This is a genomic window from Pseudarthrobacter sp. SORGH_AS 212, assembly GCF_030818145.1.
Classification (GTDB): Bacteria; Actinomycetota; Actinomycetes; order Actinomycetales; family Micrococcaceae; genus Arthrobacter.
In genome coordinates this window covers 225,757-244,451 of record NZ_JAUTAA010000001.1, presented here as the reverse complement: position 1 = coordinate 244,451, position 18,695 = coordinate 225,757, and the positions used below count along the sequence as shown (strand labels likewise).

Genomic DNA, 18,695 nt, shown 5'->3' with positions numbered 1-18,695 from the left:
GTGGATAACTTCTGCAGCCGTCTGCGGATTCCGCTAGACATGGGACATGGATGATTTGCAGGCTCCCGACGTCCCGGGTTTTGCGGTTGACCGGCTCCTGGGCCGGGGAAGCAGCGCGTCCGTCTGGCTTGCCGCTGAGCAGGCTACGGGCAGGAAATACGCCGTAAAGTGCTTCCACCCCGGCTCCGGTGAGTCACGCTGCCGGGGAGAGACGTCGGAGGAGGCGGTGAGAAGGGAAATCCGGATCCTCTCCGTCCTGGACCACCAGCACCTGGTCAGGGCCCACGACGCCGTCAGCCTGCACCCCGGGCCGCCCGGCGACGCGGAAGGACGGGCTCCGACTGCCCTCATCATGGACTACGCGTCCGGTGGCTCCCTGGGGCAGCTCCTTGGCTCCCGCGGCCGGCTCAGCGTCGGTGAAACCGTAACGGTACTGACTCCCATCGCCCAGGCGCTGTCCTATCTCCACGGGAAAGGATTCACGCACGGGGACGTTTCGCCCGGCAACGTGCTGTTCACCGGCCAGGGCAAGCCGATGCTGTCGGACCTGGGAATCGCGCGGATGCTGGGGGACCCCGCCGGCGGAGCAGGCCACGGCACTCCCGGCTTCGTGGATCCTGCACCGGTGGATGCGGTCCGCGCAGGGCTGCAACCCGAGAGGGACGTCTATGCGGCGGCGGCCCTCGGATGGTTCTGCCTCACCGGTGCCGCGCCCCCACGCACGGCAGACCGGCCACCGCTGCCGCTCCTGGTTCCCGGTGTACCTGTGGACCTCGCTGCAGCCCTGGAAGCAGGTCTCAGCGAAGACCGCAGGCTCCGTCCCACCGCCGGTGCCTTGGCAACCGCTGTCTACCGCAGCGCCGCGCCCGTGCCGGTGGACCTTTCTGCCGCCGTCCATCCCACCGTCATCGCCGAGCTCCTGACGCGCAGGCACGTGCCGCCGCCCTCACCGGGCCGGCTGAAGGAACGGTTGGGGACATTGCGCCGGCGGGTGGCCACGCCGCCGCGGCTGACGGCGGTCCCCGCCGCAACGGGCGAACCAGCACGGCGGAAGGACACGGGTGGTGCCCCTGTGCGTTCCCGGAAGCACGCAGGCGGGCACCGGAACGGGGCTCACCGCAGTGTGACTCCAACCGGTGTTCGCCAGCGCCGGACCGTCCTCGCAGCAGGCGCGGCTGCCGGTGCGGCGATGGTCCTGTGGCTGACTCCTTTGTCCCAAGTGGCCCTGGGCACCCTGGATCCCGCCGGCGATGGCAGGGCTGCGGCAGAGGCAGCTTCCGCCACTGCCGGAGACTCTGCTGCGGTTCAGGCCGGCGGCCCTGCCGCACTGGACGAGGCCAGGGCCCTGGCGGCGTCCGCACAACCTGCGGACGCCCTGCGTGGCCTTGCGGCGCTGCGTGACCACGCCTTCCGCAGCGGCCAGGTGGACCTGCTGGCGGAAGTCAACGCCTCCGGGTCGCCGGCGGGCGCTGCCGACCATCTCACTGCGGAGAGGCTGTCAGCTTCGGGCAGGGTGCTTTCAGGCTTCATCAGCACGCTCTCGGACATCCGGACCGAACCGGGTCCAACGGATTCGCGCGCGGTTGTCCAGGCCACCGCCGCCACATCAGCCTGGGAAGAGAAGGACACCACAGGAACTGTTGCCGCAAAAGGTGCTGCTGCACCCGGCCAGCCCCTGCGTTTGGTCCTCATTGCGGAGGACGGAAAGTGGCGGATCAGCGAGATCCTCCCTGGCTCCTGAAACCGCGCCCCGCCGCTGCAGCCCGCACCAGGCTCACCAGGTCAGCGTCAGGCCGGGTCCGCGGCCTTGTCGTTGCCGGCAACCCAGGCGGCCGCCTCCGTCAAACCAGGATGTTCCCAGCGGAAACCGGCCGCCGACAACACGGCAGGCTCCATCCTCTGACTGGCCAGCAGCAGCTCTTCGGCCAGGTCGCGCATCAGCAGGCGCAACACCGGGCCCGGGACCCGCAGGACAGCAGGCCGGTGCAGCGCATGGGCCAGTGCGGCCACGATGCTGTTGACGTCAGCCTGTTCGGGGGCGCACAGGTTAACGGGGCCACGGATGTCGGATTCCAGCAGGAACAGGAAAGCCCTTGACACATCCGGCAGGGAAATCCAGGGCCAGTACTGGCGGCCGTCCCCGAACGGTCCGCCGATGCCGAGGCGCAAGAGGGGGAGCAGCCTGCCCAAGGCGCCGCCTGAGTGGCTGAGGACAACGCCGGTGCGGGGCGTGACAGTCCGCACGCCTGGCGGGGCGGCGGCAGCGGCCTGTTCCCATTCGACACAGATGCGGGACAGGGTGCCCGACCCCGCGGAGGCATCTTCGCGAAGCACGGTGTATCCCGCGTCGCCGTAATACCCGGAGCCTGATTGGCTGATGAAGGTGGGCGGCGGGCTGTCCACCTGCTGCATCGCCCGGACCAGGGTTTCCGTAGACCGGAGCCGCGAACTGAACAACTCTTCAACCCGCTTGCGCGTCCACGGGCGGTCGCCGATTCCGGCACCGGAAAGATTGACGACGGCATCCGCGCCCTCAAGTGCCCGGGGATCCAGTTCTCCGGCGGCCGGATCCCAGCGGACTTCGGCGGCCGTCTTCGGTTCCCGGCGCACCAGGGACACGACGTCATGCCCGGCCTCCCTGAAGGTGGCGGACATGGACGTGCCGATCATTCCCGAGGCCCCGGACATAAGGATGCGCATGCTCCATCACACCACGGACCCGGCCCCAAGGCACGTCCCGCGGCGCCGGGTAAGGGATGACTATGATCGAACGATGACCTCTTCGAGCTACTTCCGTTTTCCGCATCTTCACGGCGATCTGGTCACCTTCGTGGCCGAGGATGACGTCTGGATTGCGCCACTGGACGGGGGCCGCGCGTGGCGTATCTCCTCGCTCCAGCTGCCCGCCCGCAACCCGCGCTTCACCCCGGACGGCAAGAAGCTGGTGTGGACGGTGGTCCAGGGAACGGCGCCGGAAGTGGTCGCGGCGGACGTCGACGGCGGCGGTTACCGGCAGCTGACCTACTTCGGCCACAGCACCACCCGGGTCAAGGGCTTCACCGCCGGCGGCGCCGTGGTGGTGACCAGCGCGTTCCGGCAGGCCGAAAGCCGCCACACACATGCGTACAGCGTGCCGCTCGAAGGCGGCTGGGCGGAAGAACTGCCGTTTGGTCCCGTGGAGTCGGTGGCCTTCGGCCCGGAAGTGGGAGATGAGCGCCCCGTCGTGGTGGCCAGCGTGCTGTCCCGCGAACCCGCCTGGTGGAAGAGGTACCGCGGCGGCACGGCAGGGAAGCTGTGGATCGATACTGACGGCAACGGCGAATTCGAACGGCTGCTGCCGGACCTTGAAGGAAATTTTGCCGATCCCCTGTGGGTGGGTGGCCGGGTGGCCTTCCTCTCCGACCACGAGGGCTACGGCAACCTCTATTCGGTCCTTCCCAACGGCATGGACCTGCGCCGGCACACCGACCACGAGGACTTCTACGTCCGCCACGCCGCCACGGACGGCAGCCGGGTCATCTTCGAATCCGCCGGTGAACTGTGGGTACTGAAGGACCTTGGGTCCGAGGCCGTCCGCCTTGATATCACCCTCGGGTCCGCCTCGCAGTCCCGCCGCCCCGCCCTCCTGAAGACTTCAAAGCACCTGGGTGCCGCAGTGCCCGATGCCACCGGTTCAGCCAGCGCGGTGGAGGCGCACGGCACCATCCACTGGCTCCGCCACAAGGACGGGCCTTCGCGCATCATCGAGGCCACACCGGGCGTGCGCGGCCGCCTTCCCCGGCCGCTCGGCGACGGCCGCATCGCCTACATTGCGGACCACGGCGGCATCGAAGCCCTGCACATCAGGGACATCGTGGCAACCATCGACCACCCGGCCATGCCCGCAGGCGCCGTGCCGGCAACGCCGTCCGCCGGCGACACGCCGGAGGCAGCCAATCCCGTGGAAGCAGACACCGGTTCAGGCTCCGGGCGGGCGGATGCCGTTGCCTTGCCCCAGCCCGTGCCTGCGGCCGGCGCCGCGGTGCTGGCGGGATCTGCGCAATCTTCGCCTGTTGTGCCGGCCAACTCCCGCACGGGTGGCAGCGACGAACAGCAACCGGAGGTGGCCGCGGAGGAGGGGACCGGCAAACCTGCCGCACCCGCCTCGGCTCCCGCTGCCGCGCAGATTGCCGTTCCGACGCCGTCGCGCGTAAGTGCCCTTGAGGCGAGCCCCGACGGACGGTGGCTGGCCCTGGGGACGTCGTTCGGCGACGTGTACCTCGCCGACGCCGCCTCGGGCGAACTGACCCGGGTGGCCAGCATCGGTGAGGGAACCATCTCCGACCTCGCCTGGTCCGGCGACTCCGCCTGGCTGGTCTGGTCCGAGCCTGTCACCTCCTTCGGCTCGCGCAGCCGGCTGCGGGCTGCCAGCATCGCTGCCCCGGGCTCCGATCCCGTGGAGGTTACCGACGGACGGTTCTGCGACAGGTCGCCGGCGTTCACCCCGGACGGGAAGTACCTGGCCTTCCTCTCCAACCGCAGCTTCGACCCCGTCTACGACGGCCACTCCTTCGATCTGTCCTTCCCCAGCCCCATCAAGCCTTACCTCGTGGCCCTCGCCGCCGGTACGCCATCGCCGTTCGGACCGGATGTGGCGCCCGGGGCAGTTGGTGCAGACGCCGCTGGGCCCGATGCCGCTGATGCGGACGCACAGGACGGGCCGCCGGCGGTCCGCGTGGATCCCGAGGGCCTGGCCCACCGGGTCATCGGTGTTCCGGTTCCGCAGGGTAACTACACCGGTCTCTCGGCAACCAAGGGCGCGCTTCTGTGGCTTGACGCTGCCCTCTCCGGCGTCACCGGCGACGGCAAGGCAAGCCAGGAGGACAAGGACACCCGTCCCAGCCTGGTCCGGTACGACCTCGGCCGCCGCAAGCAGGAAACCCTGGTGGAGTCCCTGGACAGCTACCGGCTCTCGGGCGACCGGACCAAGGCCGTGGTCATTGCCGACAAACAGGTCACTGTGGTTCCGTCCGACGCCAAGGCGGATGAGGAATCCGGCAAGCTGGTCAAGGTGGACCTGGGGCGCATCCGAGTGATGATGAACCCCGTCAGCGTCTGGGGGCAGGCTTTCGACGAGGCCTGGCGCCTGCAGCGGGACTTCTTCTGGGCCGAAGACATGGCGGGCCAGGACTGGGACTCGATGCGCAACCGGTACCGTCCCCTGGTGGACCGGCTGGGCTCGCATGACGACCTCGTTGACCTGCTGTGGGAGCTCCACGGCGAGCTGGGCACGTCGCATGCCTACGTCCGCCCAGCGGCCGTGACGGAGAACGGGAGCCGCGGTCAGGGCCGGCTGGGAGCCGATCTGGCCCATACCGCGTCGGGCTGGGAAATCACCCGGATCCTCGCCGGCGAGTCTTCGGATCCGCTGGCCACCTCACCACTAAACCGTCCCGGGGTCGACGCAAGAGCCGGCGACATCCTGCTGGCCATCGACGGCGTGCCGCTGGCTGAATCTGTCACACCGGCCATGCAGCTGGTCGGTGCTGCGGGCCGCGCCGTCGAACTGACCCTGCTGAACGGTGCCGGGCACGGCGATACCGCCGGCACCCAGCGCCGCGTCGCCGTCGTTCCCGTCAAGGACGAGGAGCGGCTGCGGTACCAGGAATGGGTTGCCTCGAACCGCCGCACCGTCCGGGAAGCATCCGGCGGCACCTTCGGCTACCTGCATATCCCGGACATGATGGCCAACGGCTGGGCCCAGCTGCACCGGGACCTGGACACCGAGACCGCGCTGGACGGGCTGATCGTGGATGTGCGGCGCAACCGCGGCGGACACACGTCGCAGCTGGTGGCCGAACTGATTGGCCGCAAGGTGACCGGCTGGAGCATGCCGCGCGGGGAAAAGCCGCGCACCTACCCCCACCACGCACCCAGGGGACCGGTGATCATCCTCGCGGACGAATTCGCCGGCTCCGACGGCGACATCATCACCCAGGTATCCAAGCTGCGGGGAATTGGCCCGGTCATCGGAACGCGCACCTGGGGCGGCGTGGTGGGCATCGACAACCGCTTCGCCCTGGCTGACGGAACCGGCGTAACCCAGCCGCGCTACGCCACCTGGTTCGGCGGCGGCGTCGGCTGGAGCGTGGAGAATTATGGCGTGGACCCGGACATCGAAGTGACCTTCCCGCCGCATGCCTACGCCGCCGGCCGCGATCCGCAGCTGGAGTACGGCATTGGCGCGCTCAAGGAAATGGTCCAGGAGCTGCCCACGGACCGTCCGCCGCTCCGTGAGGGCTACCGCCGGCTGCGTCCTGCGCCGCTCCCGGCGCGGAGCCAGGCCAAGGCCTAACCTGACGGGCTGCTGCCTGCAGCCGAAGCGCAAAAGGCCCTGTTCCCGCCGGACGAACCGGCAGGAACAGGGCCTTTGGCGTTAATCGGGTCAGGAAGCGAGCGTGGCGTCCAGGCTGATCTCGATGCCGGCCAGCGCCTGCGATACCGGGCAGCCCTTCTTGGCTGCCTCGGCGATGCGCTGGAAGTCTTCCTCGGAGATGCCGGGGATGCGGGCATTCAGGGTCAGGTGGCTGCCGGTGATGCCGGTGCCCGGCTGGAAGCCCACCTCCGCCTTGGTGTTGACTTCTTCCGGGGTGAAACCGGCCTGGCTGAGTTCGTGGCTGAAGGCCATCGAGAAACATGCCGAGTGTGCGGCTGCGATGAGTTCCTCGGGGCTGGTCTTGCCCTCGGCCGCTTCGGTGCGTGCCTTCCAGGTGACATCGAACGTGCCCAGGCCTGAGCTGTCCAGGGTGGTGTTGCCGGAGCCCTCAGTCAGGCTGCCCGTCCATACCGTGTGCGCGTTGCGTGTTGTAGCCATGTCACTCCTCAACATTGATTCGATCCGGGCGCCGGCATCCGCCGCAGCCCGCCGTTCCCCATCCTAGGGATTTGGCAGCACCGGTGCACGGGTTGTCCGCTGAGAGAGGATTGTGACCAGCCTGAACAACGCACGACGGCGGCGCTCCCGCGCAGGGGGAGCGCCGCCGTCGTCTGTGGCAAGCGGAGGTACGGGGCAGCTACCGCCAAAGCGTCGCGATGGCGACGTTCAGCAGTGCCAGGCCGCCCACGCTGTGGGCCAGGCCGATGGAGACCGGTTCGCCCTTCTTGAATTTGCGGCTGCCAATGAAGGCCAGGACGGCAACCACCAGTGCAATGACGAGCTTGATGCCCAGCTTGGCGTAGTTGGCGTCCATGTCCAGGGCGGGGATCAGGCCCATCATCGCCACACCGGTGAGGAGCTGCAGGGCAGCACCATCGAACTGGCGCGGGTGGACGGTGGGCTTCTTCATCTGCCCGATCCAGATGCCCACGATCATGGCGGCGCCGACGATGTGCAGGAAGACCATGACGTTGTAAACGATGTTCATGGGATCAGTCTATCGGGATTCTTCTACGCTCTGTAGTAACCGGCGGATGCGTGCCCTCCGCAGCGCGTGCCTGCCGCAGTAGCGCTTAAATGCCGCAGCGGCCGGCCGGACTTCCAGTGGAAAACCACCGGAAGCCGGACAGCCGCCGCGGACTGCTTGCCGGGCTTAGAGGCCCAGGTCCGCTTCGAAGGCGCCCTCTTCGAGGCGTGCCTTCAGGGTCTGGAGGAACCGGCCCGCGTCGGCGCCGTCCACCAGGCGGTGGTCGTACGTCAGCGACAGGTACATCATGGAGCGGATGGCGATCGAGTCGTCACCGTTTTCGTCAGCAACCACTACGGGGCGCTTGACGATGGCACCGGTGCCCAGGATGCCCACCTGCGGCTGGTTGATGATCGGGGTGTCGAACAGGGCGCCCACCGAACCGATGTTGGTGATGCTGAACGTGCCGCCGGACAGCTCGTCCGGACCGATCTTGCCGTCGCGGGTACGGGAAGCCACATCGGCGATCTTGCCGGCGAGGCCGGCCAGGTTCAGGTTGCCGGCGTCGGAGATGACCGGAACCAGGAGGCCCTTGTCGGTGTCGACGGCGATCGCCAGATGTTCGGCGTTGTGGTAGGTGATTTCCTGCTTGTCCTCGTCGTACGCAGCGTTGAGCTTGGGGTGCTGCTTGAGGGCCTCGGCCACGGCCTTGGCAATGAACGGCAGGAAGGTCAGCTTGGTGCCGTTCTGGGCCTGGAACGAGTTCTTGGCCTTGAGGCGGAGCTTGGCAACCTTGGTCATGTCCACTTCGTGGACCTGTGTCAGCTGCGTGGACACCTCGAGGGATTCGCGCATGCGGCGGGCGATGACCTGGCGGATGCGCGGAGCCTTCTGGGTGGTGCCTCGCAGCGAGGAAACCTGGCCGCTGCCGGCTGCCGGTGCGGCTGCGGCCGGTGCAGCAGCGGGAGCTGCCGCTGGTGCGGCCTTGGCCTCGGCGGCGGCAATGACATCCTGCTTGCGGATGCGGCCGCCGACGCCGGTACCGGACAGCGAGGAGATGTCCACGCCGTGCTGGTTGGCCAGCTTGCGGACCAGGGGAGTGACGTAGCCGGACTCGCCGCCTGCCGCCGGTGCCTCGGCTGCTGCCGGGGCGGCCTGCGGTGCAGGTGCGGATGCCGGAGCGGGGGCGGCTGCGGGTGCAGGCGCTGCTGCCGGTGCTTCCTGCGCCGGAGCGGCCTTCGGGGCTTCCTGCTTGGGTGCTTCCTGGGCGGGGGCGGCCGGGGCGGCCGGGGCGGCCGCCGGTGCTGCCGCAGCGCCCGAGCCGATGACGGCGAGGACGGAACCGACCTCTGCGGTCTCGTCCTCGTTCACGCGGATTTCCTGCAGGGTGCCTGCAACGGGGGACGGGATTTCGGTGTCGACCTTGTCCGTGGAAACCTCGAGCAGCGGCTCGTCGACCTCAACGGTGTCGCCCACGGCCTTCAGCCAGCGGGTGACCGTGCCTTCGGTGACGCTCTCGCCCAGGGCAGGGAGGGTGACGTCGTGGCTTTCGCCACTGCCGGCAGCAGGTGCTTCGGCGGCTGGAGCGGACGGTTTTTCTTCCGCGGGTGCGGCGGGAGCTTCCTGGGCGGGTTCAGCCGCGGGCGCCTCTTCCGCCGGTGCAGCTGCGGGCGCTTCTTCGGCGGGCGCGGAACCGCCGCCGGAGCCGTCACCGATGCGGACCAGCGGTGCGCCGACCTCTGCGGTCTCGTCTTCGGCGACCAGGATTTCCTCAATCACGCCAGCGACAGGAGAGGGGATTTCGGTGTCGACTTTGTCGGTGGAGACCTCGAGCAGCGGCTCGTCCACCTCTACCCGGTCACCTACCTGCTTCAGCCAGCGGGTGACGGTTCCTTCGGTGACACTCTCACCGAGGGCGGGCAAGTTAACGGATTCAGACATGTCGTCCCCGTTCTCCTTATTGATCTTTAGTGCGAATGATTGCTGCCTTGTTGGAAGCCTAGTGCACCCGGTCTGCGGGACCGGGTGCACCGGGCTCGGTAATGCTGTGGGGAATCAGCCGTGAAGCGGCTTGCCGGCCAGAGCCAGGTGGGCCTCGCCAAGGGATTCGTTCTGCGTGGGGTGTGCGTGCAGCAGCTGGGCCACATCTTCCGGGTACGCTTCCCAGTTCACGATCAGCTGGGCTTCGCCCACCTGCTCGCCCATGCGGGCACCGATCATGTGGACGCCCACCACGGGGCCGTCCTTCTGGCGGACAAGCTTCACCAGGCCGGAGGTGCCCAGGATGGAGCTCTTGCCGTTGCCGGCCAGGTTGTATTCCTGTGTCTGGACCTGGTCGTCGCCGAACTTTTCCTTGGCAGCCTTTTCGGTGTAGCCGACGGTGGCGATCTCGGGCTCGGAGTAGGTGACCTTGGGGATGTTGATGTCCTCGACGATCACGGGCTTCAGGCCCGCGATTTCCTCGGCCACGAAGATGCCCTGCTGGTAGCCGCGGTGTGCCAGCTGGACGCCGGGGACGATGTCGCCAACGGCGTAGATGTTGCCGACGCCGGTGTGCAGGCGCTCGTTGGTGATGACGAAGCCGCGGTCAATGGTGATGCCTGCGTCCTCGTAGCCAAGGTTGGCGGTGACGGGGCCACGGCCCACAGCGACCAGGAGGAGGTCTGCTTCGAACGTCTTGCCGTCCACCAGGGTGACCTTGACGCCGTCGGCGTTCTGCTCGACGCCCTGGAAGAACACGCCGGTGGAGAACTTGATGCCGCGCTTCTTGAAGGCGCGCTCAAAGTTCTTGATGATGGTGGCGTCCTCGTTGGGAACCAGTGAGGGCAGGCCTTCCACGATGGTGACGTCCACGCCGAAGGACTTCCACACCGAGGCGAATTCGACGCCGATGACGCCGCCGCCCAGGATGATTGCGCTCTTGGGGATGGAGTCCATGGTGAGGGCCTGGTCGGAGGTGATGACCTTGCCGCCGATTTCCAGGCCGGGCAGGGTGCGGGAGTAGGAACCCGTGGCCAGGATGATGTTCTTGCCCTTGTAGGCGGTGCCGTTGACCACGACGGTGTCGGTGCCCTGGAGCTTTCCTTCACCCTCGATGACGGTGATGCCCTTGGACTTGATGAGGCCCTGGAGGCCCTTGTACTTGCCGGCGATGATGCCGTCCTTGTACGCGTTGACGGCGGTCATGTCGATGCTGTCAAGGGTGACGTTCACGCCGTACTTGGCGGAGTCGCGGGCGTGGTCGGCCAGTTCGGCAGAGTGGAGCAGGGCCTTGGTGGGGATGCAGCCATTGTGGAGGCAGGTGCCGCCCAGCTTGGCCTTCTCCACGAGGCCGACGGTGAGGCCGAGCTGTACTGCCCGGAGCGCCGCGGCGTATCCGCCGCTGCCGCCACCGAGTACCAGGATGTCGAATTCTTGCGCAGTTGCCTGATCGGCCACTTAAACGCTCCCTCGCGTGAACGATGACGCGTTCTGCGCGCATCATCTGGTCTTGGAATTGCACTGCCGTGATTATGTCAGCAGGTCAGTTCTCTTGCATTTGTGACTACCGTGGTTCACCTTAGCGAACCACCCATCCATGCTCCACCTTGGCGCAGCGTTTGTGGAGCGCTTGTGTCCAGTGTCACGCGGCCCTGTGGCACAGGGATCACCCGTACCGCAGGGCCGCGTGCACCCCTGCAGCGTCGCGGCGTCAGGCTGCGGCCAGGATGTCCTCCACGTAGGCCACCAGGGTCCGGACCGTGCAGCCGGTGCCCTGCTTGTGCGTGTAGCCGTACGGGCTGCCGTTGTTGAAGGACGGGCCGGCGATGTCGATGTGCGCCCAGGGGATCTGTTCGCCTTGCTTGTCCTGGCCCACGAATTCGCGCAGGAACACGGCCGCGGTCATCATGCCGCCGTGCCGTTCGCCGATGTTGGCCAGGTCCGCCACTTGGGAATCCAGGGTGGGGCGCAGTTCCTCGGGCAGAGGCATGGGCCACACAAGTTCTCCGGCGCGGTCCGCAGCCGACTTGAGGGCGCCGGTGACGCTGTCCGAGCCCATGACGCCCGCGGTCCGGTTGCCCAGGGCGATGAGCTGCGCACCCGTGAGGGTTGCGACGTCAATAATGGCGTCCGGGTATTCGCGGCTGGCTGCGACGATTCCGTCGGCCATGACCAGGCGTCCTTCGGCGTCCGTGTTGAGCACTTCCACGGTCTTGCCGCCGAACATCGTGAGGACATCGGCGGGACGGGACGCAGCACCGGACGGCATGTTCTCGGCAATGCAGAGCCACGCGGTGGCCTTGACCGGCAGGCCCAGTCCGGCGAGGGCCAGGACAGTGTTAAGGACGACGGCGGCACCGGCCATGTCGCTCTTCATGTCGCCCATGCCGAGGGCCGGCTTGATCGAGATGCCGCCGGTGTCGAACGTGATGCCCTTGCCCACGAGCGCGATGCTGGACGCAGCCTTGGCGGGGGAGTACTCCACCTTGACCAGGCGCGGCTGGCGCGTGGAGCCCTTGCCGACGCCCATGATGCCGCCGAAGCCCTCTTTTTCCAGGCGCTTCTCGTCCCAGACCGTCACCTTGACGGGCAGGCCCTTGGCCAGGTCCTTGGCTGCCTCGGCGAACGATTCCGGGTACAGGTGGCTGGGCGGGGTGTTGACCAGGGAACGCGTGGCGTTGACAGCCTTGGCTACCAGGCCCGCGCGCTTCAGGGCAGTGCCGAGTTCCTTCTGCTCCACCACGTCGGTGAAAATCAGTGCGTTGCGGACCGGATCCTTGAGCCCGTCCCTGGAGGACCGGAACTCGGTGAAGGAGTAGGCACCCAGCGCCGCACCCTCGGCGACGGCCTCGACGTCGGCGACTGACGCCGTCGGGAACGCCAGCGCCACCGTTGCCAGCCCGGCGAGTTGGCGGACCGCGGAACCGGCGGCACGGCGAAGCGATTCTGCGGCGAGTGGCTTGCCTGCCTGCACCTTGCCCACGCCCGCCAGTACCAGGATGCCGGCACCGGTTTCCGGCAGGCCGGGCATCCGGACCACCTGGTCTGCCGCGCCGGTGATGCCCAGCGCCTTGAGGGAATCGGCGAGGGCCTCGGCCGATTTCGCCGTCAACGGGTTGTCCAGCAGGACCGGCCCGTCAGTTCCCTGCCCAACCCCGATGACCACGGCGTCGCTGGGGCTCTTCTTCAGGTCCCGGGAGACGGTACTAAGGTTGATTTCAGTATTCTTGACCACAGGGATGAGTCCTCAATTCTCGAAAAGATCGGGCGGGGATGCATGTTTGGCTCCCGCCATGGTGGCCCGGAGGCGGCCGTTCCGGACGCGGCCCGGGCGAAAGCAGGCCCGGCTGGCAGGCCAGTTCCGATCGTAGCCCTTTGGTGGCACGGCGGGAGAATTTCCTGAGATGTGCACCACATGGTCCCGCGGAATGTCCGGTCCGCCGGATGCGTTAGGACTATTGACCACCCCAACCCGTGAAAGGACCATGGCGTGCTTGAAAGGATCTCCGGCTCCCTGCTGGACCCCGACGCTCTCTATGCGAGCAACATCGAGCTGTTCCACAGCCCGGAGCTTCGCGGCCTGAACCTGGTGATGGGGTTTACCGGATTCGCGGACGCCGGCCATGTGGTGAAGCAGATCAATGCCGAACTGCTGGACTCCCTTGATGCCCAGCCCGTCGCCGTCTTCGACGCCGACCAGCTGATCGACTACCGGTCCCGCAGGCCCCACGTGAGCTTTGTCGAAGACCATATCCAGGATTACCAGGAGCCGCGGCTGGCGCTCTACCGGCTGGTTGACGGGCTGGGGAAGCCTTTCCTGCTGCTGGCCGGGTTCGAGCCCGACCTCCAGTGGGAGCGCTTCGCCCGTGCCGTGGTGGGCATCGTCGAGAAGCTGGACGTCAACCTGGTCACGTGGATCCATTCGATTCCCATGCCAGTGCCGCACACCCGCCCGGTGGGTGTAACAGTGCACGGAAACCGGCCCGAGCTCATCGAGGGTATCTCCGTGTGGAAGCCAACGGTGGAGGTGCCCGCCGCCGTCGGCCACATCCTGGAACTGCGCCTCGTCGAGGCGAACCGCAACGTTGCAGGCTATGTCATCCACGTGCCGCATTACCTGGCTGAAGCCGAATACCCCACCGCCGCGGTGGCGGGCCTGGAGTACCTGGGGGCGGCCACATCCCTCATGCTGCCCACGGACCGGCTGCGCGAATCGGGCCGCGACGTCAGCCGCCAGATTGCCGAGCAGATCGAGGCCTCGGACGAGGTCCAGCAGGTGGTTTCACGGCTGGAAACCCGTTACGACGAAAAGTCTGACGGCATCGTCCGCCGCTCACTGCTCGCCGACGAGAACGACGAGCTTCCCGACGCCGATGTGCTGGGTGCCGCCGTCGAGGCCTACCTCGCCCGGGAGAACCCCGGGCAGTAGCCGGCGGCGCGTGTTGCGGTGGGGCCCGTGGCATGCGGGCATAATGAAGACGTGACTGCACCCCGCGCCTGGCTGATTTGGACCGTCGGTGTTTTCGGGTACCTGGTGGCCGTGTCCCAGCGCACGTCCTTCGGCGTGGTGGGACTTGAGGCCACCGAGCGGTTCCATGCCAGCGCGTCGGCAATCTCGTTCTTCACCGTCCTGCAGCTGCTGGTTTATGCGGCCCTGCAGATCCCCGTGGGGCTTCTGGTGGACCGGTTCGGGTCACGGGCCATGATCGCCGGTGGCGCGGTCCTGATGGGCTTGGGCCAGTTTCAGCTCGCCTTTGCCGACAGCATTCCCGGCGGTGTCCTGGGCCGCGTCCTGGTGGGCGCCGGTGATGCGATGACCTTTATTTCCGTGATCCGGCTGATCCCCCTGTGGTTCGCGCCGGCCAGGGTTCCGCTCGTCACCCAGCTGACCGGCATGTCCGGCCAGCTGGGCCAGCTCATCAGCGTCATCCCCTTCGCCTTCGTCCTGCACTCGTCCGGCTGGACGCCCGCGTTCCTGATGCTCGCCGGCATGTCCGCTGTCGCCGCGGTGCTGGTGGTGGTCCTCCTGAAGGACGTTCCGCCCGGCGTCGAACGGCCCACATCGCAGCAGGGGCTGAAGGCAACGGGCGTGTCCCTGGCCCGCGCATGGCGCCAGCCCGGCACCCGGCTGGGAATGTGGAGCCACTTCACCATCCAGTTCAGCGGAACCGTGTTCGCCATGACGTGGGGCTACCCGTTCCTGATTTCCGGACAGGGCCTGGATGCCGGCACTGTTGCATCCCTCATGGCGCTCTACGTGGCTGCGGCGATGGCGGTGGGTCCGTTCATTGGCCGCTTCGTCTCCCGGCACCCGCTGCGGCGCTCCACGATGGTCCTGCTCATTGCGGCGGTGACGGCGGCCGCGTGGGCAGCGGTCCTGCTCATCCCGGGCCGCGCCCCGCTTTGGCTGCTGGCCATCCTGGTGGTGGCCCTGGCCATAGGCGGTCCCGGGTCCATGATCGGCTTCGACTTTGCCCGGACCTTCAACCCCGCGCACCGCATCGGCACCGCCACCGGGATCGTCAACGTTGGCGGCTTTATCGCTGCGCTGACGGCCATCTTCCTGATCGGCCTCGTGCTGGACCTCCTGTACGCCAGTGGATTCTCCAACGGAGTCCTCTATGGGCTCGATCCCTTCCGCATCGCCCTCAGCCTCCAGTTCCTCCTCCTCGGGTTCGGCGCCGCCGCAGTGATTGGCTGCCGGCGTAAGGTCCGGCGCCGGATGGCCGAGCAGGGCGTGGTGGTTCCGCCGTTGCGGACTGCCCTCGCCAGGCAGCGCCGCGAGAACCTGGCGCGGCGCAGCCAGAACACTCCCTCCGGCGACTGACCAGTCCTCCACAACCGGTATCGGCCGTCACTGGGCGGCGGTTTTTTGGGTGTTTGTTGGTGGACGCAGCCGCCTGCGGACGGCGCCTGGCTGGACTTGTCCACTTAGGCAGGGCCACGCCTTCCCGGTGATGGCTGCCCGGCGGATTGTGGAGCCATGACAGCTCCCGAAAGACTCACCGTCACCGGACCCGCGGACATCCTCGGTTTCATTCCCCATTCGCTGGGCTATTGGCCTTCCGACAGCCTCGTGGCCATGACCATGCACGGCAGGCAGCTTGGTGCCACGCTTCGGCTCGACCTGCCGGCACCTGGCGGGGCCGCCGCGCCGGAGCACTATCTGCAGGCGGTACGCGGCTACCTTGATGCTGACACGAGTGCCGACGGTACGCTGCTGGCCGTCTTCACCAGCGACACGCACCTGGCCGCAGGCACTTATGGAGGGCTGCTGGCCGGCCTGGCACCCGTGCTGGATCAGGCCGGCATGCCGGTCCGGGACGCCTGGTACGTCGGCGGGGACTACTGGCGTGGCGCTTTCTGCCTGGATGCCGAGTGCTGCCCATGTCCCGGACGCGCCGTCCAGGAAATCCGCGACAGCGCACTCAACGCCGAAATGGTGTACCGCGGAAGCAGCGTGGGGCCGGCTCCGGAACGGCAGGACACCGCTGCCCGGCCGCTTCCCGCCATGCACCGGGCCGCCGCCATGGAGGCGGAGGAAGAGTGGGAACGCGGGCTGTCGCCGCGGAGCCGCAGCCTGGCACAGTTCCGGCTGGTCCTGGATGTGTGGGAGGACCTGCTCGCCCGGCCTGCCGGGCTGCCCTGGGTACCGGATGTGGACCGCGACGGCTTCATGTGCGCCTCCCTTTTGGTCCCGCATTGGCGGGACGCTGTGCTGGTGATGAGCGCAGCAGGGAGGAAAGCGGCCGAGGCCGGCGTTGAAGGCTTTTACCTCTTCGACGATGCCGTTCAGCTGGAGGCGATCAGCCCGCAGTTGGTACCAGGCAATGGCGCCGGTGCGCACGGCGGGGCGGGTGGGCCAGGCAGCACCGCAGGGGAGCGCTGGGGGCCTGAACGGTTTTACTCGGCGCACAGTACGGAACCGGTGGCCGTCGACGGGGAAGTGCCCAACTATGGGGCGGTCCTGATGGGCATGGCGCCGGCCGTCCCGGACTGGGCAGGCATGGACGGGTTGGACTGCATCCTGGCGGAGTTGGCCGCGTTGGGCGGCCAGGCGGCTGCAGCGGCGCTGACCGGCCGCGGCTGGATCTCATGGTGCCGTGGCCGCGGCTCCTATGCCGCCCGGCACCTGAGTGACGCACTGAGCGCCGAACCCGGGTACCGGCTTGCGGAACTGATCCTGGAGCTGGTGGGACGAGGATCCATTTGCGGATGGGCGGCCAGGAAGGAATCCGCGTGGCAAAAGTTCGGTCCCGGAGCCGCTGCATGAGGGTTGACCGCGGATAGGGACGGCACCTACGGAAGCGGCCCGTGGGAGCCGGGGGAGGCCCGGTGCGGCGAAACATGAGACAATGGATGCCGAGACCCGGTTGGGTCCGTGTATTGAGCACCAGCAGTATTGCCCTTCGGGGAACAATATGGCCGCTCCGGTAGTTGTCTTAACAGACTCTGCCGGCCGTGGTGGCGCTTGATTTACATCACGGACTTGACAGGGTCATAGTGGTGTTGCCCGTATGGCGATTCCACAGACCACCGCAAGAAAGGTTTTCTGTGACCCCGTCTTCCACGAAGAAGGACCCCGCCGCCCAGGACAATGTGTCCGCCGAGGAGAAGCAGGCTGCGACCAACGCCAAGCGGGCCGCTACGCGGGCAGCCAACAAGGCTTCCTCCGGTGCGGACGGCAAGCCCGAGCCCAAGAAGCGCGGGCCCAAGCCCGGCGCCAAGGCAGCCGCCGAGGCCGCCAACAAGGCCTCTGCCGACGACGCTGACGAGGCTGAGGACGCCGAGGAGGAACTCGACGAGAGCCTCCTGGAAGGCGCCGAGGCTGCTGAAGAAAGCGAAGCCACCACTGCCAAGGGTGCCGTAGGCAGCGGCAAGGGCTTTGTCTACTCTGACGCCGACGACGACGACGCCCCCGTGCAGCAGGTCATGTCGGCCGGCGCTACGGCCGACCCCGTCAAGGACTACCTGAAGCAGATCGGTAAGGTGGCACTGCTCAACGCTGAGCAGGAAGTGGACCTTGCGCTGCGGATCGAAGCCGGCCTGTTCGCCGAAGAGAAGATCGCCGCTGACGACGGTTCCATGGAGCCGAAGTACAAGCGCGAACTCGAATTCATCATCCACGACGGCAAGCGCGCCAAGAACCACCTGCTGGAGGCCAACCTCCGCCTGGTGGTCTCGCTGGCCAAGCGCTACACCGGCCGCGGCATGCTCTTCTTGGACCTGATCCAGGAAGGCAACCTGGGCCTCATCCGCGCCGTGGAGAAGTTCGACTACACCAAGGGCTTCAAGTTCTCCACGTACGCCACGTGGTGGATCCGCCAGGCCATCACCCGTGCCATGGCCGACCAGGCCCGCACCATCCGTATCCCGGTGCACATGGTGGAAGTCATCAACAAGCTGGCCCGCGTCCAGCGCCAGATGCTGCAGGACCTGGGCCGCGAACCCACGCCCGAGGAACTGGCACTGGAACTGGACATGACTCCTGAAAAGGTTGTCGAGGTCCAGAAGTACGGCCGCGAACCCATCTCCCTCCACACCCCGCTGGGAGAGGACGGTGACTCCGAGTTCGGCGACCTCATCGAGGACTCCGAAGCCGTGGTTCCTGCCGACGCCGTGAGCTTCACGCTGCTGCAGGAGCAGCTGCACTCCGTTCTGGACACCCTGTCCGAGCGCGAAGCCGGCGTGGTGGCCATGCGCTTCGGCCTGACCGACGGACAGCCTAAGACTTTAGACGAAATCGGCAAGGTCTACGGAGTCACGCGCGAGCGGATCCGCCAGATCGAATCGAAGACCATGTCCAAGCTGCGCCACCCGTCACGCTCACAGGTGCTGCGCGACTACCTCGACTAGGCATCACGCGCCGGCCGGGCCTGAAGGCTCCGGCGGCAAGGCAGGCCAGCGGGCCGGTCGGGATCCATCCATCATGGCTCCGGACCGGCCCGCTGGCGGTTCCGGCCTCATTCGCCTGAACCGGCCCCGTTCGGCTGTACCCGCCCCGGCCCCGGTTCGGCCGAGCCCCGCATCGCAGCAAAGCGCCGTTAAAGCAAAAGGGTGGGACCCCTCCATTCGGAGGGATCCCACCCTTTGGACGTTGTGCTGTCCCTAGTCGATTTCCACGGCTTCCTTCTGGTGAAGCTTGGCCGTCTCATCGTGCCAATCCGAGCTCAGGGGCTTGAGCGTCGCTTCGACGGCACGGGCATGGTGGCCGCAGAACAGCAGCTCACCGCCGGAGGACTCGAGTACAACCCGGACATACGCTTGAGCTCCGCAACGGTCGCACCGGTCGAGTGCGTTGAGTGTGCGGTCTGCCACTGCTGTTGTCATAAT

13 protein-coding genes are annotated in these 18,695 nt (G+C 67.4%); 6 read left to right on the top strand and 7 right to left on the bottom strand.

All coding sequences use genetic code 11. From position 1 onward, the window contains the following. The first annotated feature begins 46 nt into the window (after window positions 1-46). Window positions 47-1,741: a serine/threonine-protein kinase gene (locus QE394_RS01065; RefSeq protein ID WP_349033537.1), complete on the top strand. Its 1,695-nt coding sequence runs from the start codon at window positions 47-49 to the stop codon at window positions 1,739-1,741. Window positions 1,742-1,788: 47 nt separating this feature from the next. Here the strand turns inward: QE394_RS01065 and QE394_RS01060 are convergent, their stop codons facing one another. Then, window positions 1,789-2,700, bottom strand: coding sequence for a TIGR01777 family oxidoreductase (locus QE394_RS01060; RefSeq protein ID WP_056084777.1), 912 nt, complete (start codon window positions 2,698-2,700; stop codon window positions 1,789-1,791). 73 nt (window positions 2,701-2,773) lie between these two features. Between QE394_RS01060 and QE394_RS01055 the strand changes: the two genes are divergently transcribed. Further along, a complete protein-coding gene (locus tag QE394_RS01055; protein WP_349033536.1) occupies window positions 2,774-6,334 on the top strand; it encodes a S41 family peptidase in 3,561 nt (1,186 codons plus the stop codon). 90 nt (window positions 6,335-6,424) lie between these two features. Here the strand turns inward: QE394_RS01055 and QE394_RS01050 are convergent, their stop codons facing one another. From QE394_RS01050 to QE394_RS01030, 5 genes are all read right to left on the bottom strand, one after another. Then, entirely contained in the window at window positions 6,425-6,853 is a 429-nt protein-coding gene (locus QE394_RS01050) for an OsmC family protein (RefSeq protein ID WP_015936811.1), read from the bottom strand. Window positions 6,854-7,052: 199 nt separating this feature from the next. Continuing rightward, window positions 7,053-7,403: a hypothetical protein gene (locus tag QE394_RS01045; protein WP_015936812.1), complete on the bottom strand. Its 351-nt coding sequence runs from the start codon at window positions 7,401-7,403 to the stop codon at window positions 7,053-7,055. 165 nt (window positions 7,404-7,568) lie between these two features. Next, complete coding sequence (gene sucB / locus QE394_RS01040) at window positions 7,569-9,323, bottom strand: 2-oxoglutarate dehydrogenase, E2 component, dihydrolipoamide succinyltransferase (protein WP_349033535.1); 1,755 nt, start codon at window positions 9,321-9,323, stop codon at window positions 7,569-7,571. Between the two features lie 114 nt (window positions 9,324-9,437). Then, entirely contained in the window at window positions 9,438-10,820 is a 1,383-nt protein-coding gene (lpdA, locus tag QE394_RS01035) for a dihydrolipoyl dehydrogenase (RefSeq protein ID WP_015936814.1), read from the bottom strand. A 253-nt stretch (window positions 10,821-11,073) separates the two neighbouring features. After that, window positions 11,074-12,597, bottom strand: a complete 1,524-nt coding sequence (locus QE394_RS01030; RefSeq protein WP_349033534.1) for a leucyl aminopeptidase — start codon at window positions 12,595-12,597, stop codon at window positions 11,074-11,076. 255 nt (window positions 12,598-12,852) lie between these two features. On the opposite strand from QE394_RS01030, the gene QE394_RS01025 reads away from it, so the two are divergent. From QE394_RS01025 to QE394_RS01010, 4 genes are all read left to right on the top strand, one after another. After that, window positions 12,853-13,791 (top strand): PAC2 family protein, encoded by a 939-nt coding sequence (locus QE394_RS01025; RefSeq protein WP_056084759.1) that lies wholly within the window; start codon window positions 12,853-12,855, stop codon window positions 13,789-13,791. Between the two features lie 51 nt (window positions 13,792-13,842). Beyond that, complete coding sequence (locus QE394_RS01020; RefSeq protein WP_056084755.1) at window positions 13,843-15,189, top strand: MFS transporter; 1,347 nt, start codon at window positions 13,843-13,845, stop codon at window positions 15,187-15,189. A 156-nt stretch (window positions 15,190-15,345) separates the two neighbouring features. Next, window positions 15,346-16,635 carry a DUF4192 domain-containing protein gene (locus QE394_RS01015; RefSeq protein WP_349033533.1) on the top strand — a complete coding sequence of 430 codons (1,290 nt, stop codon included), beginning with the start codon at window positions 15,346-15,348 and terminating at the stop codon, window positions 16,633-16,635. Between the two features lie 281 nt (window positions 16,636-16,916). After that, entirely contained in the window at window positions 16,917-18,218 is a 1,302-nt protein-coding gene (locus QE394_RS01010) for an RNA polymerase sigma factor (protein WP_056084749.1), read from the top strand. Between the two features lie 252 nt (window positions 18,219-18,470). Here QE394_RS01010 and QE394_RS01005 read toward each other — a convergent pair whose 3' ends face one another. Further along, complete coding sequence (locus tag QE394_RS01005; protein ID WP_015936820.1) at window positions 18,471-18,692, bottom strand: hypothetical protein; 222 nt, start codon at window positions 18,690-18,692, stop codon at window positions 18,471-18,473. Window positions 18,693-18,695: the final 3 nt, after the last annotated feature.

Coding starts and splice junctions, on each gene's coding strand:
- QE394_RS01065 (WP_349033537.1), top strand. CDS start 47: ATGGATGATTTGCAGGCTCCCGACGTCCCGGGTTTTGCGGTTGACCGG.
- QE394_RS01060 (WP_056084777.1), bottom strand. CDS start 2,700: ATGCGCATCCTTATGTCCGGGGCCTCGGGAATGATCGGCACGTCCATG.
- QE394_RS01055 (WP_349033536.1), top strand. CDS start 2,774: ATGACCTCTTCGAGCTACTTCCGTTTTCCGCATCTTCACGGCGATCTG.
- QE394_RS01050 (WP_015936811.1), bottom strand. CDS start 6,853: ATGGCTACAACACGCAACGCGCACACGGTATGGACGGGCAGCCTGACT.
- QE394_RS01045 (WP_015936812.1), bottom strand. CDS start 7,403: ATGAACATCGTTTACAACGTCATGGTCTTCCTGCACATCGTCGGCGCC.
- sucB (WP_349033535.1), bottom strand. CDS start 9,323: ATGTCTGAATCCGTTAACTTGCCCGCCCTCGGTGAGAGTGTCACCGAA.
- QE394_RS01015 (WP_349033533.1), top strand. CDS start 15,346: ATGACAGCTCCCGAAAGACTCACCGTCACCGGACCCGCGGACATCCTC.
- QE394_RS01005 (WP_015936820.1), bottom strand. CDS start 18,692: ATGACAACAGCAGTGGCAGACCGCACACTCAACGCACTCGACCGGTGC.